The sequence below is a fragment of the Qipengyuania vulgaris genome, assembly GCF_009827325.1.
In the GTDB taxonomy this organism is placed as follows: domain Bacteria; phylum Pseudomonadota; class Alphaproteobacteria; order Sphingomonadales; family Sphingomonadaceae; genus Qipengyuania; species Qipengyuania vulgaris.
The window spans coordinates 656,049-670,344 of the sequence record NZ_WTYC01000001.1 but is presented as its reverse complement, the minus strand read 5'-3'; the positions used below and the strand labels follow the sequence as shown (position 1 = coordinate 670,344).

Here is a 14,296-nt window from a genome sequence, read left to right as displayed (position 1 = left end):
GGCACCGATATTGGCTACATCAAGGGAGAAGAGTGGAAATGACCGAACAGAAACCTGCCGAGGCGGTGCCTGCCGCCACCATGCTGCTGGTGCGGGATGAACCGGAGTTTCAGGTTCTCATGGTGAAGCGACATCATCAGATCGACTTCGCATCTGGAGCACTGGTCTTCCCTGGCGGGAAACCCCATTCAGATGATTCTTTGGAGGAATGGGCCGCTTACTCTGACGGGTGGGATCAGGTCGATACGACCCAAAGAGTTTTAAAGATCGCTGCGATCCGCGAAGCTTACGAGGAGGCTGGCATTTTGCTGGCGGTCAACCGCGATGGCAGCCCTTTCGAAGGGGCCTGTGACCCGGACAGCCGCCGGGCAGTCGAACAGGGGGAAAGATCGTTCCTCGATGTCGTCCGGCAGTCCGATGTGATCTTGCGGCTCGACAGTCTCACCGATTTTGCCCGGTGGATTACCCCGGTCTTCATGAAGAAACGGTTTGACACCTGGTTCTACGTCGCTCGAGCCCCCGAACGCCAGATTGCCGCGTGCGATGGCTATGAGACGGTGGATGCAGAATGGCTGTCACCCAATCGTGCTCTGGAGATGGGCAAATCGGGCGAGCGCACGGTCATTTTCCCGACCCGACTGAACCTGGAACTGTTGTCCGAGGCGAACAGTGCTGCGGACTGCGTAGATCGCGCGCTGGCGCGCACGATCGTGCCTGTCCTGCCGCGGGTCTTGCAGCGAGATGGCAAGAATATCCTGACCATCCCGGAGGATGCAGGTTACGGCCCGGCGAGCGAGGTAGTTGGGTAAACAGTGCATCAAGGCAGTCAGTCGAAAGAGATCAGCTAAATGCCTTGAGTGTCTTGCCCCGGACGGTTTGAAACCGAACGATCTGGCCCCGCTCCTAGGTTGGCGACCGCTGTTTCATATCCGTCTGCTCGATCGCGATTGAGAACCTCAAACAGCTCGGAACGGAGACTGTTCTTTTAATCCCGCGCGGCCGAACTTTGGTCAAAACGCTCGCTGCCCTGCGCAATAGATTGAGTGGCCAACACCAGACTGAATAGCCCCGAATTTTCTAGACGCCCTCGGTGCTCATCATCTGCTGCCTTTCGAACTCTACGGGTGACAGCATCCCGTTCCTTACATGCTTGCGTATCAGGTTGTAGAACATTTCGATGTAATCGAACACATCCTGCCTGGCCTCGTCGCGTGAGCGATAGGTCCTTCGCCGGATATACTCGCGCTTGAGCAGGTTGAAGAAGCTCGCGACCACGGCGTTGTCATGGCAGTTGCCACGGCGGCTCATCGAGTGTTCCGGATTGTGGGCCTTAAGGAACGAGGCCCAGTCCATGCTGGTGAACTGCGATCCCTGATCCGAGTGGATCAGAACCTTCCCCTTCGGCTTCCTGCGCCACACCGCCATCAGCAATGCCTGCAGGACCAGGTCGGTGGTCTGGCGGTTCTGCATCGACCAGCCCACCACGCGGCGGGAGTAAAGGTCGATCACTACCGCCAGATGGGCAAAGCCCTCCTGCGTCCTGATGTAGGTGATGTCGGTCACCCATGCCTTGTCGGGTGCAGCGACATCGAACTGGCGGACCAGCGTGTTGTCGATCACCCTGGACGGCTTGCCGCCATAGCTGCCCGGCCTGCATTTGTAGCCTATCCTCGCCTTGATCCCGGCCAGGCCGGCAAGACGAGCCACCCGGTTCGGGCAGCAGGTCTCGCCCTGATCGTGCAGGTCGTCGTGCAGCTTGCGGTAGCCATAGACCTTGCCGCTCTCTTCCCACGTCTGCCGAGCATCTTCCTTCGCCCGCCTGCTCAACGGGCTCTTCAACGAGGCGTTGAAGCCGCTGGGCTGGATGCGAAGACACCGGCACATCGCGCGCACCGAAAACAGCACGCGATGCTCGGCAACGAACGCGTATCTCACTTTGCATCCCTGGCAGAACGAAGTGGCCGTAAGTCAAATATGCATCGTCGCCGCCTGTCCTCAAAATTTGGAAAGAAAGCGTCCACAAATCTAAGGGCTATTCAAAATTTGCGATCCCAGGTGCTAGAGCGGTTTCCGCCCGGTCCGAATCGCGAGGGATTCCCAAGCCGGTGATTTTCTGATTCATCATGCTGGCAGGTGAAGGAGGCCAGTATGGAACGGGTCGGCCTCTCTCGATGGATTTACGTTCGCGGCTGCTGGGCGCGGTTGACGCGGGGATGAGTTGCCGTTCGGCGGCCGACCGGTTTGGTGTTGCCCCTTCGACAGCGATCCGGTGGCAGGAGCAGCGCCGCGCGACCGGGAACTTTGCACCCAAGCCGCAAGGCGGGACCACGCGCTCGCGCCGGGTCGAGGAGTATCGGGAGATGATCCTGGCTCTGTGGGAAGCGCGCAAGGACATCACGCTCGACGAGCTTCGGGCGGAACTGAGCGGCATCGGTCTGGTAGTGGCGAACTCGACGCTTCATCGCTTCTTCGTGCGTCACGGCATCACGCGCAAAAAAGACTGGCCACGCGATCGAGCAGGACCGGCCCGACGTCCTGAGCCAGCGCCCCGCCTGGTTCGAAGGGCAACTCGACTTCGATCCGGAGCGTCTGGTCTTCATCGACGAAACGTGGACCGCGACCGACATGACCCGCAGCCATGGCCGGTGCGCCAGGGGCGAGCGTCTGAGGATGGGCTTCCCGCATGGGCATCGCAAAACGACCACGCTGGTGGCCGGCCTGCGGATGAGTGGAATGATCGCTCCGATGGTGCTCGACGGGCCGATCAACGGCGACTGGTTCGAAGCCTATGTCGTCCAGGTTCTCGTACCCGAGCTGCGCTGTGGCGACATCGTCATCATGGATAACCTGTCGAGCCATAAGCGCGCGTCGGTGCGCGAGCTGATCGAGGCGGCAGGGGCAACACTGCTGTCCCTCCCGCCCTACAGTCCCGACTTCAATCCCATCGAGAAGGCCTTCGTCCGGCTCAAGGCGATGCTCCGCAAGGCAGCGGAGCGAACCGTATCCGGCCTCTGGGACCTGATCGGCAGGCTCGTCGACCTCTTCCAGCCCGACGAAAGCGCCAACTACTTCAGCTCCTGCGGCTATGACCCAGAGTGAACGGAATCCGCTCTCAACCTTGTATATCTTGGGGCTGGCACGGCACCGAGCGGGGACCGGATCGAGGCATTCCTGGCTGATCGCGGCTATGATGCCGATGCCATCCGCGAGGAGATCGTCGCTGCCGGCGTCGAGGCTGTGATCTCCGCAAGGAGCAACCGCCGCAACCCCGCCCCACATAATCGGGAGAAATGCCGCTGACGTAGCCTTATCGAGCGATTGTTCAACAGACTGCAGAACTGGCGCAGGGTTGCCAACTCGCTACGATAAAACCAAAGGGTCTTACCTTGGCTTCGTAGCTCTCGCCTCAGCCAAACTACGGATATACTTTGTCCACACGGCCTAGAGCACTGCTGGCCAAAATCCTCGTCGAGCGGAGGCACGCAATCTTCCTGCAACAGGTCGACGGCCCGCCAACGCCGTATAAAATGTATTGGCGCTCCGTCAGGCTGCGGCTCGGTTATAGGTTTCTGTCTGGATAAGTCGGATAATCTATCTGCCGGGTGAACTACGGTAGAGAGACTTATAGCCCGTTTGAACCTTCGAAGGAGATGTTTGCATTCTTGTTTTCCAGCACACCCGATCCCATAACGAAGAAATGGGTTCTGGCGCGTAATCGCTCAAGGCTGTTGTCAATACCCACCCTGTGACTGATCGCGTCTGCATGTACGTCGCTTACGAATAGCCCAAGAAACAATTCAGCAAGTATATGCGGTGGCGCGTTCAGTTCGATCCCTCCTTCTTGCCAGTCCGCAAAGAGCTGTTGGAGCGAATCAAGGGTCCGCGTTGCCGTACGTTCGAAAAACCGTCGGGCGAATTCCTTGTTGCTCACGCTGCGCGCGATGACGATTCGAACCAAAGCGACCACTTCCGGATCTAGGAAGTGGGCCTGAAAACTTATTGCAAGGCGGTGAAGGATTTCCTGTGGCGTACCGCCTTTTTCAGCTGCCTCGCGGACCAGCGTCGCACCGGAAGATGCCTTTTCGAAAACAACAACCTCGAGTATCCCTTCTTTGTTGCCGAACAGCTTGTAGACCGTAGCCAAAGAGCCGCCTGCACGATCGACTATGTCACCCAGCGTCGTGCGTTCGTAGCCCAGTCTAACGAACAATTCCCTGGCAGCTTCGATGAAGGCTCGCCTGCGGCGGTCAAGTCGGTCACGTTCGGTTTGATCGGTCATTTAGCGCAAACCTCGACGAAAACGGGTTGCGGGACAAGGGCGTAATATCTATTACATCTTCGCACATGCACAAAAGCTGACTGAAAGCCGCCACCCGTGAAATCTAAAATTGTATTCTTAGCCGCAGCCCTGTTGCTCGTCGGCTGTTCCGAACCGAATGAAGAAATGGCGGCTCAGGCGATTCCGGTCCGCACGGTAACAGTAGCTGTGCAAACCGTTCCGAACATAATCGAACTACCTGGACGGGTCGAGCCGGTACGCGTGGCAGAGGTGCGCGCCCGGGTTACGGGGATAGTGCAAGAGCGGCTTTACGAAGAAGGAACCGACGTAAGGAATGGACAACCACTTTTCCGCATCGATCCGCGCGAACTGCGCGCAAGTTTGAACCAGACGAGGGCTGCACTTGCCCGCGCGCGGGCCACAGCAGCCAATGCCCGGGCCGTGGTCGAACGTTACCGCCCGTTGATCGAAGAAAACGCTATCAGCAGTCAGGAATACGACGCGGCGATTGCCGCTTCGCGCGAGGCGGAGGCAAATGTTGCCCAGATTCAGGCGCAGCTGGAGGCGGCCTCTCTGCAACTCGGTTATACCACCGTGCGCGCGCCGATCAGCGGCCGTGCGGGCCGTGCGCAGGTTACCGAAGGGGCCCTTGTCAGTCAGCCGGAAGGCACGCTGATGACCCGAATCGAACAGATCTCGTCAGTCTATGTGAGCTTCGCACAGGCAGCCAGCGAGGTTGTTGACCTGCGCCGCGCCATTGCTTCGGGCGAAATCGATCTGAATGATGGCGAACAGATCGAGGTGCGCCTCACCTTCGGCAACGGGACCGAATATCCTATTAGGGGTTATATCGATTTTCTTGATTTCTCGGTCGATGAGCAGACCGGGACCGTTGAGCTGCGTGCCGAATTCAGTAATCCCTCGCGCATCCTGCTTCCTGGGGAGTTCGTGCGGGCGAAAATTTATGCCGGCAAGATCCCGAACGGGATCACTATCCCGCAACAGGCAGTGACTCTGACCGGTGACGGCGGATCCGTTTTCCTGGTCGACAAGGAGGGGCAGGCCCTGGTCCGGCCGATCGAGCTGGGGGATATGGTCGATGGCAAATGGATCGTCGAAAGTGGTCTGAAGCCAGGCGATACGGTTATTGTCAGTAATCTTCAGAAAATCCGACCGGGCGTTCCGGTCAAGATATCCAACACGCCTACCGGACGTCGACCTGCCCCCGCTCCCTCTGCCGCCGCTTCCGGCAAGGTTCGCTAGCACATGGCACGTTTCTTCATCGATCGACCAATTTTCGCCTGGGTGGTTTCGCTGGCCATCCTTCTTGCGGGGCTGCTTGCCTTGCGCTCCCTGCCGGTCGAACAATATCCCGAAGTCGCGCCGCCGTCACTGACGATCAATGTCGTTTATCCAGGCGCCGGGGCAGAGACGCTCGAGCAGAATGTTACTCAGGTAATCGAGCAGCAACTCAATGGGGTCGATGGCTTTCTCTATATGTCCTCGACCAGCACCTCGGCGGGGCAGGCCAGCATTACTCTGACCTTCGAAGCGGGCACTGACATCGATATCGCCCAAACCGAGGTGCAGAACCGCCTCAGCACGGTGGAGGCCCGCCTGCCCGAGGAGGTGCGCCGCCAAGGCATTACAGTTCGGCAGGCGAGTGAGGGGTTCCTCATGATCGTAGCCTTGACGTCCGCCAGCGGAAGTCTTGATTCCACCGATCTTGGTAATATCGCATCCAACCAGGTGATCGACGAACTACGCCGGGTAAACGGCGTGGGCGACGTTATGTTGTTCGGATCGCCTTATGCAATGCGCATCTGGCTCGATCCCGAAGCGCTGGCTTCCTACAATCTGTCTCCGTCAGCCGTGCTGACAGCAGTCCGCGAAGAAAACGCTCAGACGGCAGGCGGTGCCATCGGCGCACAACCACTTGCCGAAGGGCAACTCATTACGGCCAACATCTCCACCGAGGGCCGCTTCTCTACCGTGGAGGAGTTCGAGAACATTATTTTGCGGGCCAACACAGGTGCAGCAGTGGTGCGGTTGGGTGAAGTCGCGAGGGTCGAGATCGGGGCTCAATCCTATGCGACCTCCGCCACCCTCAATGGCCAGCCGATGGCCGGGATGGCGATCCAACTCGCTACCGGTGCCAATGCCTTGACCACGGCCGAAGGTATCCGGGAACGCCTGGCCGAAATCGACGAAGGCTTGCCACCTGATGTGGCATGGGAGATCCCCTACGACACTACCCCATTCGTCGAAGCGTCGGTGGAAGAAGTCGTCATAACGCTGGTCGAGGCAATGGTCCTCGTCTTTCTCGTTATGTTTCTCTTCCTGCAGAATTGGCGCGCCACGCTCATCCCCACACTTGTGGTGCCGATCGCCTTGGCCGGGGCGTGTCTGGGATTGTGGCTGTTCGGTTTCTCCATCAACGTTCTGTCACTTTTTGGCATGGTCCTGGCTATCGGTATCCTTGTGGATGATGCCATCGTGGTCATTGAAAATGTCGAACGCATCATGCGCGAGGAAGGGTTGCCGCCGCTGGAGGCTACCCGCAAGGCAATGGGGCAAATCACCGGTGCGATCATCGGTATCACGCTGGTATTGATTGCCGTTTTCGTCCCGATGGCGTTCTTCCCCGGCTCCACCGGGGGAATCTATCGGCAATTCTCGGTCACGCTGGCAATCGCGATCTTCTTTTCAGCTTTTCTGGCTCTTTCGCTTACCCCCGCCTTGTGCGCGACCTTTCTCAAGCCGATGGATCATGGACACGATGATGCCGGAGAAGTGAACGTTGATCCGGAGGTTGAACCAGCGGCGGGTTGGCGAGGCATGCTGGCGCGTACCCGCGGTTTCGGAGCGCGCTTTTTCTCGCGTTTTAACCGTTGGTTTGCGCGAATGCAGGAAAAATACGGGCGCACCAATGACCGTATCCTGTCGCGGCCATGGCGCGGCTTCGCGGTTTTCCTCACGCTCGTCCTGCTGACGGTGGTGCTGTTCGCCCGTCTTCCATCCGCTATGTTGCCGACCGAAGACCAGGGATTTCTTATCACTGCGGTACAGACCCAACCTGGTGCGACCCAGGCTCGAACTGACGAGGCATTGGAGCCAATCACCGGATATTGGATGGATCGTGAGGAGACTGAGAATCTCGTACTCGTCCGCGGTTTCAGTTTCTTCGGACGCGGGCAGAACAACGCCTTGATGTTCACAACTTTCAAACCCTGGGAAGAACGGAATGGGCCCGGCAGTAGCGCCGGCGAAATGCTGGCAGATGCGATGGACCGTTTCATGCAGCTCGACAATGCCAGTGCCTTTGTAATCCAGCCTCCTGCAATCCAGTCGCTGGGCAGAGCCAGCGGCTTCACCCTCAAGTTGCAGGATCGTGGCGGGGTGGGGCGCGAAACTCTGACAGCAGCGCGCGACCAACTGCTGGGCATCGCTTCTCAAAGTCCAGTGATCGCCAATCTGAGACCGGAAGACCAGGGCCCCAGCCCCGAGGTCGAGGTTGAAATTGACAGGGTTCAGGCCCGTGCACTCGGCCTTTCGCTGTCCGATGTGAACACCGCGCTATCGATCACTTTCGGCTCAGCTTATGTCAACGATTTCAACCGCGACGGACGTGTGCTGCAGGTGCAAATACAGGCAGACGCCCCTTATCGGATGACGCCCGAGGATATCATGGCCCTGCGCATTCCCAATGCAAGCGGGGAGCTGGTGCCATTCAGCGCCTTTGCGTCCGCCCGTTGGTCGGCAGCACCTGCCAGCCTGTCGCGATATAATGGATACCCCGCGATGACACTTTCGGGAACGGCCGCCCCCGGCGAGTCCTCTGGCACCGCGCTTGCCGAGATGGAGCAACTCGCAGAGCAATTGCCGCAAGGCATCGGCTATGAATGGACTGGCCTCTCTTACGAAGAAAAACAGGCGGGTGGGCAGATCGGCTTTCTTCTCGCCTTGTCGGTAGTTGTCGTGTTCCTGGTGCTTGCTGCGCTTTACGAAAGCTGGGCGGTGCCGCTAGCAGTCCTGCTGATCGTTCCCACCGGCGTGCTGGGCGCAGTCGTGTTTTCCATGCTGCGGGGCCTTTCGGCCGATATCTATTTCAATGTCGGCTTGATCACGATTATTGGACTGGCTGCCAAGAACGCGATCCTCATTGTCGAATTCGCGATCGAGGAAGAAGAACGTGGGTTGCGACGGATAGATGCAGTAAAGGCTGCAGCCCGCCTGCGCCTGCGACCAATCATCATGACTTCGCTGGCGTTTACCATGGGTATGGTGCCTTTGGCGCTCGCTTCAGGTGCCGGCGCGGCGAGCCGCATCTCGGTGGGTACCGGAGTGATGGGCGGAATGGTCGCAACAACGATTTTCGGCATTTTCCTCATCCCGATGCTCTATCTGCTGGTGCGCAGGAATGTCAGCCGCAAGCAGCCGGTCGCAGCCGGACATCTGGACGAGGCTGATCCCGAAAAGGCAAAGCCGGACGACACGGAACCGGGTCCGGATGAGGAGCCAGTCCGATGAAACGTTTGATTGCCCTGGCCTTGGCATCGACGATGCTGGCAGGTTGCGCCAGCATGGCGCCCGACCATGTCCGACCCGCGCCAGCCACGACGCCCACATTCGACAGTGAATACTTGCCCGATGGCGAAGTCGTCGCTTCCCAGCTCTCCTACCGCGAATGGTTCGTGGATCCTCGCCTGCAGGGCCTCGTCGCCCTTGCGCTGGAGAATAATCGTGATTTGCTGGCAGCAACCGCGCGCATAGAACAGGCTCGCGCGCGTTATCGCATCCAGGACAGCCGCAGACTCCCTGATATCGTTGCCGATGCAGGTGCCGTTCGCACACGTCAGCCGCTTTCGGCCAATCCCGCGCTCGACACAGGTGATGTGGAGGGTGCTCCCGATGCGATTACGTTTAACCGCTTTGACGTAGGCGTTGGCGTCAGTGCCTTTGAATTGGACTTCTGGGGCCGGGTCGCGAGCCTAAGCGATGCCGCGCGCGCCGAATATCTCGCAACGGTTGCCGCGCAGCGTGCTTTCTATCTCTCGCTGATTGCGGATACCGCGACGACCTATTACGAAATCGTCGAGACAGAAGAACAGATCGCCCTGGCCGAAGCCACCGCCGAAAGCAGGCGCGAAGGGCTGCGGATTGCAAAGGTGCGTCTCGATAATGGCGTGACCTCGGCACTGCCTTTCCGTCAGGCGGAAACACTGCTGACCCAGGCAGAACAGCGATTGGCAGCCGAGCAGCTAACATTGGCGCGTCTACACAATCAGCTGGCAGTATTGGTGGGTGGTACTATTCCCGATCCGCTTCCCGACGGGCTCGCTCTGGCGCAGCAGGGTAATGAGCGGCGGCTGGCCGCGGGCCTGCCGTCCACCTTGCTTTTTGTACGGCCCGATATCGTCGCGGCCGAAGAACAGCTACGGGCAGCGCGTGCCAATATCGGTGCCGCTCGCGCAGCATTCTTCCCCACTATCTCGCTGACCGGCAATACCGGCTTTTCGTCAAGCAGCCTTGATGATCTGTTTTCGGGCAGCGGTTGGGGATGGAGCTTCGGTCCAGCCATTTCGCTGCCGATTTTCGACTGGGGCGCACGCGAAGCCAATCTGGCTCTCGCCCAGGCCCTGGAGGTCGAGCAGGTGGCGAATTACGATCGGACCGTCCAGGGGGCCTTCCGTGAAGTCTCGGATGCACTGGCCGGACGTCGTTGGTTGGCCGAGCAGGTTGCAACCCTGGAACGCGCCGTGATCGCACAGGAACGGATCGCCCATATCGCGCGCCTGCGCTATCGGGAGGGTGTAGCCAATTATCTCGAGGTTCTCGATGCTGAACGAAACCTGTTCAACGCCCGCCAGGAGCTTCTCGCGACCGAACGGGCCTTGCTCCAGAACCGCGCCACGCTTTTCGTAGCTCTGGGCGGCGGGATTGGGGACGAAAATCCCCTCTGGCAAGGGACTTACTAGAACCCTTGCAAATACGGCAAAGGTCAACTCGGGCGGACGTCGTTCAGACGGCATTTCACCTCGAGTCTGCGCCAGCCTTCGGGCCAAGTGCCGCCGTCGTCCGCCAAGCTCCGATATCCCCGCAGCGCAATGTGAGGGCCTTGTGTCTTTGACTCGCTATAGGAGCAAACGAGCCACCCGAATAGCAATCGAGACCGGGGCAGAAGGTCTCACACGTTCGACGGCAGGACGAAGATCGCTTCGCCTCAGGCAAGGTCGATGCGAAGCGAGACAATGGCGCAGAGCCGTACCGTACCAGGCTCTTCCCGGGCGATGTCTGCCCGTACGTGCCTAGCCGATTCGATATGGTCGGCGGTTTGCAATAGGCTATCCTATGACGATACAGTATGTCCCGCGTCTGCGCGATAAAGCTGAAGTTGCGAATTCGATACATGGCTTGAGCGACCTTCAGGCGCACTTGCTTACCCCCTAAGTTAATGATACGAATCAGTTTACTTAAGGGTCAGAGACAGTGCGGCATGAGCTATTTGTTCAAAGTGGATCGGACTGATTCCGGCGAATTTGGAGTGTATCCCGGGTGCATTGCTCGACCAGCTCCGGTTTCTGTTGATGCACCTTTGTTTCCAGCTGTTCTCTTCGCTCGATGAAGCCGGGATCACGGCCAGAGATTTCCGTTCGAGAGGAACAGGAAAATACCACGTTGGTCGTTTCGGGCGACTGGACCACGCAAAACCTCGCAGAACTCCCACAGACAGGTTCGTATGGTTCTTCGGATCATCCGGAAATCGACTGCAGCGAGCTAGGTCGGGTCGACAGCGTCGGCGCGCTTGCAATCCTGACGCTTGTGCCCGGAGCGGCAAAAATTGAGGGGCTGCCTGAAAATCTGGCGCGCTTGTTCGAACTCGTGGACGCCGCCACCCAGGGAGAAGATGCTTCGGAGGCCGCCCGCCACCCGCTGCACGTTCGCTTGGGGAAAGTGGTTTATCGGGCAGGACAGTCCATAAAAACAAGCGCCCGGTTTCTGGGGAAGCTAGAGGTTTCTCTGGTTCGTTCGATCGCAAACCCCAGCCGCATCAGGCCCGTTGCCCTGGCATCGTCAATCCAGAAAACCGGACTCGAATCCTTGCCGCTGATTGCCATCATGACGTTCTTCATCGGGGCGGTGGTCGCCCTGATTGGAAGCGATCTGCTGGAACAATTGGGGGCAGCGGAACTGGTCGTGGAACTGGTCGGCATATCGGTCCTGCGAGAGTTTGGCGTGTTGATACCCGCAATCCTTCTTGCCGGGCGATCGACATCGACCTTTGCCGCCCAGATCGGTGCGATGCGCATGAACCAGGAAACCGAGGCAATGCAGGTTATGGGTATCGATCTGTTCGACGCTCTTGTCCTCCCCCGTTTCTTGTCCTTGCTCATCACCATGCCGTTACTTTCGGTCATCGCCATGATCGCTGGCCTGGCCGGGGGCCTGGTCGTCAGCTGGGGCATTATGGGCGTAAGCCCGGTCCTGTTCATCGAGCGGTTGGAAAGCGCGGTGGAAATTCGCCATTTCTGGGTCGGGATAGCGAAGGTTCCGGTTCTTGCTGCCGTGATTGCCATTGCCGGATGTCGGCACGGCCTTGCTGTCAAAGGCGATGTCGAGCAACTCGGCTCCCGAGTCACCGTGGCAGTTGTCCAGGCGCTGTTCGCCATCATCTTTCTTGATGCTGCCTTTGCCGTTCTTTTCAATGTGTTCGGCATATGAGCGAAGAGAATGACCAGATTATCAGTGTCCAGGGTCTGACCACCCGGTTTGGCGACCATGTCGTTCACGAAGATCTGGACCTGGAGGTGCGCCGGGGAGAGATTCTTGCAATCATTGGCGGATCGGGAAGCGGAAAGTCGGTTCTGGTAAATGCCATCCTCGGCCTTTTTGAACCGCATAGCGGAACTATCGAAATTTTTGGCAAGGAAATGTCGAATGCCTCTGATCGCCTTGCCGTCGATCGCCGCATTGGCGTGATGTTCCAGCATGGTGCGCTATTTTCATCGCTGACCGTTCAGCAGAATATCGAAGCGCCTTTGATCGAGCATGCCGAATTGCGCGGCGAATGGCTAAAGCGTGTCGCCTTGATGAAGATTGGTCTGGTGGGCCTCGAAGCGGAAGTCGCGCGCCAACAGCCGACCGAACTTTCAGGGGGCATGAGCAAGCGCGTCAGTGTTGCCCGGGCCTTGGCCCTCGACCCTGAATTACTCTTTCTGGACGAGCCTACTTCAGGGCTTGATCCCATCGGTGCGGCAGAATTCGATCAACTTATCCGCACCTTGACCGACACGCTCGGCCTCACCGTAGTCATGGTAACTCACGATCTCGACAGTCTCTACTCCATTTGCGACCGCGCCGCTGTGGTTGCTGACCGTAAAATTGTGGAGATTGCTTCAATTCCCGAGTTGGAACAGTCCGATCATCCATGGGTCAAGGATTTCTTCGCGGGCCGGGCGAAACGCGCCAAGGAGAGGAATTGCTAATGGAGCGAGAAGCGAATTACGGTCTTATCGGCGGGCTGACGCTTGTCCTGCTGGGCGCTGCCTTCGCGTTCGTGCTGTGGTTGGGGCAATCGCAGTTCACCAGTGATTTCGACGAATACCGTGTCGTTTTCGACGGTCCTGTTCGCGGCTTGAACCAGGGTAGCGAAGTTCAATTCAACGGGATTCCCGTCGGGGAGGTCACGTCAATCCAACTCGATCCGGACAACCCGAATCTGGTTGTGACCGAAATCCGTGTTCGAGAGGATACGCCGGTACGATCAGATTCAACGGCAACGACCGAGTCCGAGGGAATTACCGGTGGCAAGCATATTCAGATCGGCGCCGGAACGCCAACAAAGCCTTTCCTAATGGAGAGCTCGAGCGATAAGCGACCGACCATCCAGGCGGAAGAAAGCTCGATGGAATCGCTGATGGATGGCGGCGGAGAGGTGCTTGCCGATGCTTCGGAGGTCCTGAGCCGCGTTAATCGGGCTCTATCCGATGAAAACATCGAGAACATTTCTTCCGCGATTGCCGATGTCAAGACAACCACCGAGCAACTGCGCGCCAGTCGTGGTATGTTTGAAACAGCGGAACAGACATTGGTCCGGCTGGACCGCGCTGCTGCAGATGTCGAAGGTGCTGCGCAATCCGCACGGACGGCGATTGAAGGCGATGGCAGGGAGGCCTTCGCGGACGTGTCGGCAGCCGCAAGAGATTTGAAGGCCGGGATCGCCGAGGCGCGCACCGTCATCCAGCAACTCGATACAGCCACAAGCGGATTGGCCGGGCCGGACGGATCAGGGATCGCCCAGACACTGGAATCGCTCGATAAAGCCGCGACTGAAGTAGAGCAGCTTTCTCGTCAACTGCGCCGTAATCCCCGTGAAAGGAAACTGTCAGAATGATCAGATTGCTATCGAAGAACCTTCCGATCATCGTGGTGCTGGTGGGTCTGACAGGGTGCGGCGGCGGTGTTTTGGGAATTGGCGACGAGACGTCCCTGTACCGGGTGGGCAACAATGCAGACACGGCACCGGCTGTCGCGCAAGGCCGTTTACCTCTTTATATCGCTCGACCCCAGATGCCTTCAGGTGCTGATGCAGACCGGATCCCCACTGTCGAAATGCAGGAGATCACATATTTGGCCGAGGCCCGGTGGGCCAGCCCTGCCCCTGAGATGATAAGCGATCTGCTCAAGGAGAGCATAGAGCGCAACGTAAATCAGGCCTATGTGCCGATCCAGTCGGGATTACCCGATCATCATTTGCTCTCTACGAGATTCACCTCTTACGCGGCCTATTACGAAAATGGGTCCGAAAAGCCGCCGGTTATCCGTGTGGTCGCTCAAGCCGAACTCGCTCGCGCTGCGAACTCTGGCCCCCTGGCAGTTGGGAAATTTTCCCGACAAGTGCCGGCAGTAGAGAACACGGTTTCGTCAGTCATCGACGCTTTCAACACTGCAAGTGTGCAAATTGCTGACGAGATGGCTGTCTGGGTCGGAGAAAATATGGGCGAATAACTAGTCGTG

General features: G+C 58.5%; 10 protein-coding genes and 1 pseudogene. 9 read left to right on the top strand and 2 right to left on the bottom strand.

Going from position 1 to position 14,296, the window contains the following annotated elements:
• The first annotated feature begins 38 nt into the window (after nucleotides 1–38).
• Complete coding sequence (locus tag GRI69_RS03260) at nucleotides 39–809, top strand: NUDIX hydrolase (RefSeq protein WP_160726840.1); 771 nt, start codon at nucleotides 39–41, stop codon at nucleotides 807–809.
• A 268-nt stretch (nucleotides 810–1,077) separates the two neighbouring features.
• On the opposite strand, the pseudogene GRI69_RS03255 reads toward GRI69_RS03260, so the two are convergent.
• A pseudogene (locus GRI69_RS03255) lies at nucleotides 1,078–1,947 on the bottom strand (IS3 family transposase); the annotation flags it as partial.
• Nucleotides 1,948–2,123: 176 nt separating this feature from the next.
• On the opposite strand from GRI69_RS03255, the gene GRI69_RS03250 reads away from it, so the two are divergent.
• A protein-coding gene (locus GRI69_RS03250) for an IS630 family transposase (protein ID WP_160726839.1) occupies nucleotides 2,124–3,099 on the top strand; the annotation gives its coding sequence in 2 pieces (ribosomal slippage) (nucleotides 2,124–2,491 and nucleotides 2,490–3,099; 978 coding nt in all).
• A 523-nt stretch (nucleotides 3,100–3,622) separates the two neighbouring features.
• On the opposite strand, the gene GRI69_RS03245 is transcribed toward GRI69_RS03250, so the two are convergent.
• Complete coding sequence (locus GRI69_RS03245) at nucleotides 3,623–4,279, bottom strand: TetR/AcrR family transcriptional regulator (protein ID WP_160726838.1); 657 nt, start codon at nucleotides 4,277–4,279, stop codon at nucleotides 3,623–3,625.
• A 96-nt stretch (nucleotides 4,280–4,375) separates the two neighbouring features.
• On the opposite strand from GRI69_RS03245, the gene GRI69_RS03240 reads away from it, so the two are divergent.
• From GRI69_RS03240 to GRI69_RS03210, 7 genes are all read left to right on the top strand, one after another.
• Nucleotides 4,376–5,542, top strand: coding sequence for an efflux RND transporter periplasmic adaptor subunit (locus tag GRI69_RS03240; RefSeq protein WP_337191013.1), 1,167 nt, complete (start codon nucleotides 4,376–4,378; stop codon nucleotides 5,540–5,542).
• Nucleotides 5,543–5,545: 3 nt separating this feature from the next.
• On the top strand, nucleotides 5,546–8,809 hold the full coding sequence (locus GRI69_RS03235) for a multidrug efflux RND transporter permease subunit (RefSeq protein WP_160726837.1): 3,264 nt from the start codon (nucleotides 5,546–5,548) through the stop codon (nucleotides 8,807–8,809).
• Nucleotides 8,806–10,257, top strand: a complete 1,452-nt coding sequence (locus GRI69_RS03230) for an efflux transporter outer membrane subunit (protein ID WP_160726836.1) — start codon at nucleotides 8,806–8,808, stop codon at nucleotides 10,255–10,257. Before GRI69_RS03235 ends, GRI69_RS03230 begins: the two co-directional genes overlap by 4 nt.
• A gap of 643 nt (nucleotides 10,258–10,900) precedes the next feature.
• On the top strand, nucleotides 10,901–12,001 hold the full coding sequence (locus tag GRI69_RS03225; protein WP_160726835.1) for an ABC transporter permease: 1,101 nt from the start codon (nucleotides 10,901–10,903) through the stop codon (nucleotides 11,999–12,001).
• Nucleotides 11,998–12,765 carry an ABC transporter ATP-binding protein gene (locus tag GRI69_RS03220; RefSeq protein WP_160726834.1) on the top strand — a complete coding sequence of 256 codons (768 nt, stop codon included), beginning with the start codon at nucleotides 11,998–12,000 and terminating at the stop codon, nucleotides 12,763–12,765. Before GRI69_RS03225 ends, GRI69_RS03220 begins: the two co-directional genes overlap by 4 nt.
• The gene (locus GRI69_RS03215; RefSeq protein WP_237452903.1) at nucleotides 12,708–13,673 is read left to right on the top strand and encodes an MlaD family protein; all 966 of its coding nucleotides are present in this window, start codon (nucleotides 12,708–12,710) and stop codon (nucleotides 13,671–13,673) included. Before GRI69_RS03220 ends, GRI69_RS03215 begins: the two co-directional genes overlap by 58 nt.
• Nucleotides 13,670–14,287, top strand: a complete 618-nt coding sequence (locus tag GRI69_RS03210; protein ID WP_094062454.1) for an ABC-type transport auxiliary lipoprotein family protein — start codon at nucleotides 13,670–13,672, stop codon at nucleotides 14,285–14,287. The genes GRI69_RS03215 and GRI69_RS03210 overlap by 4 nt, the downstream gene beginning before the upstream one ends.
• Nucleotides 14,288–14,296: the final 9 nt, after the last annotated feature.

What these genes read in the sequence shown, in the direction of transcription:
- GRI69_RS03215 (WP_237452903.1), top strand. Translation starts at nt 12,708, where the DNA reads ATGGGTCAAGGATTTCTTCGCGGGCCGGGCGAAACGCGCCAAGGAGAG.
- GRI69_RS03245 (WP_160726838.1), bottom strand. Translation starts at nt 4,279, where the DNA reads ATGACCGATCAAACCGAACGTGACCGACTTGACCGCCGCAGGCGAGCC.
- GRI69_RS03210 (WP_094062454.1), top strand. Translation starts at nt 13,670, where the DNA reads ATGATCAGATTGCTATCGAAGAACCTTCCGATCATCGTGGTGCTGGTG.
- GRI69_RS03235 (WP_160726837.1), top strand. Translation starts at nt 5,546, where the DNA reads ATGGCACGTTTCTTCATCGATCGACCAATTTTCGCCTGGGTGGTTTCG.
- GRI69_RS03260 (WP_160726840.1), top strand. Translation starts at nt 39, where the DNA reads ATGACCGAACAGAAACCTGCCGAGGCGGTGCCTGCCGCCACCATGCTG.
- GRI69_RS03220 (WP_160726834.1), top strand. Translation starts at nt 11,998, where the DNA reads ATGAGCGAAGAGAATGACCAGATTATCAGTGTCCAGGGTCTGACCACC.
- GRI69_RS03230 (WP_160726836.1), top strand. Translation starts at nt 8,806, where the DNA reads ATGAAACGTTTGATTGCCCTGGCCTTGGCATCGACGATGCTGGCAGGT.
- GRI69_RS03225 (WP_160726835.1), top strand. Translation starts at nt 10,901, where the DNA reads ATGAAGCCGGGATCACGGCCAGAGATTTCCGTTCGAGAGGAACAGGAA.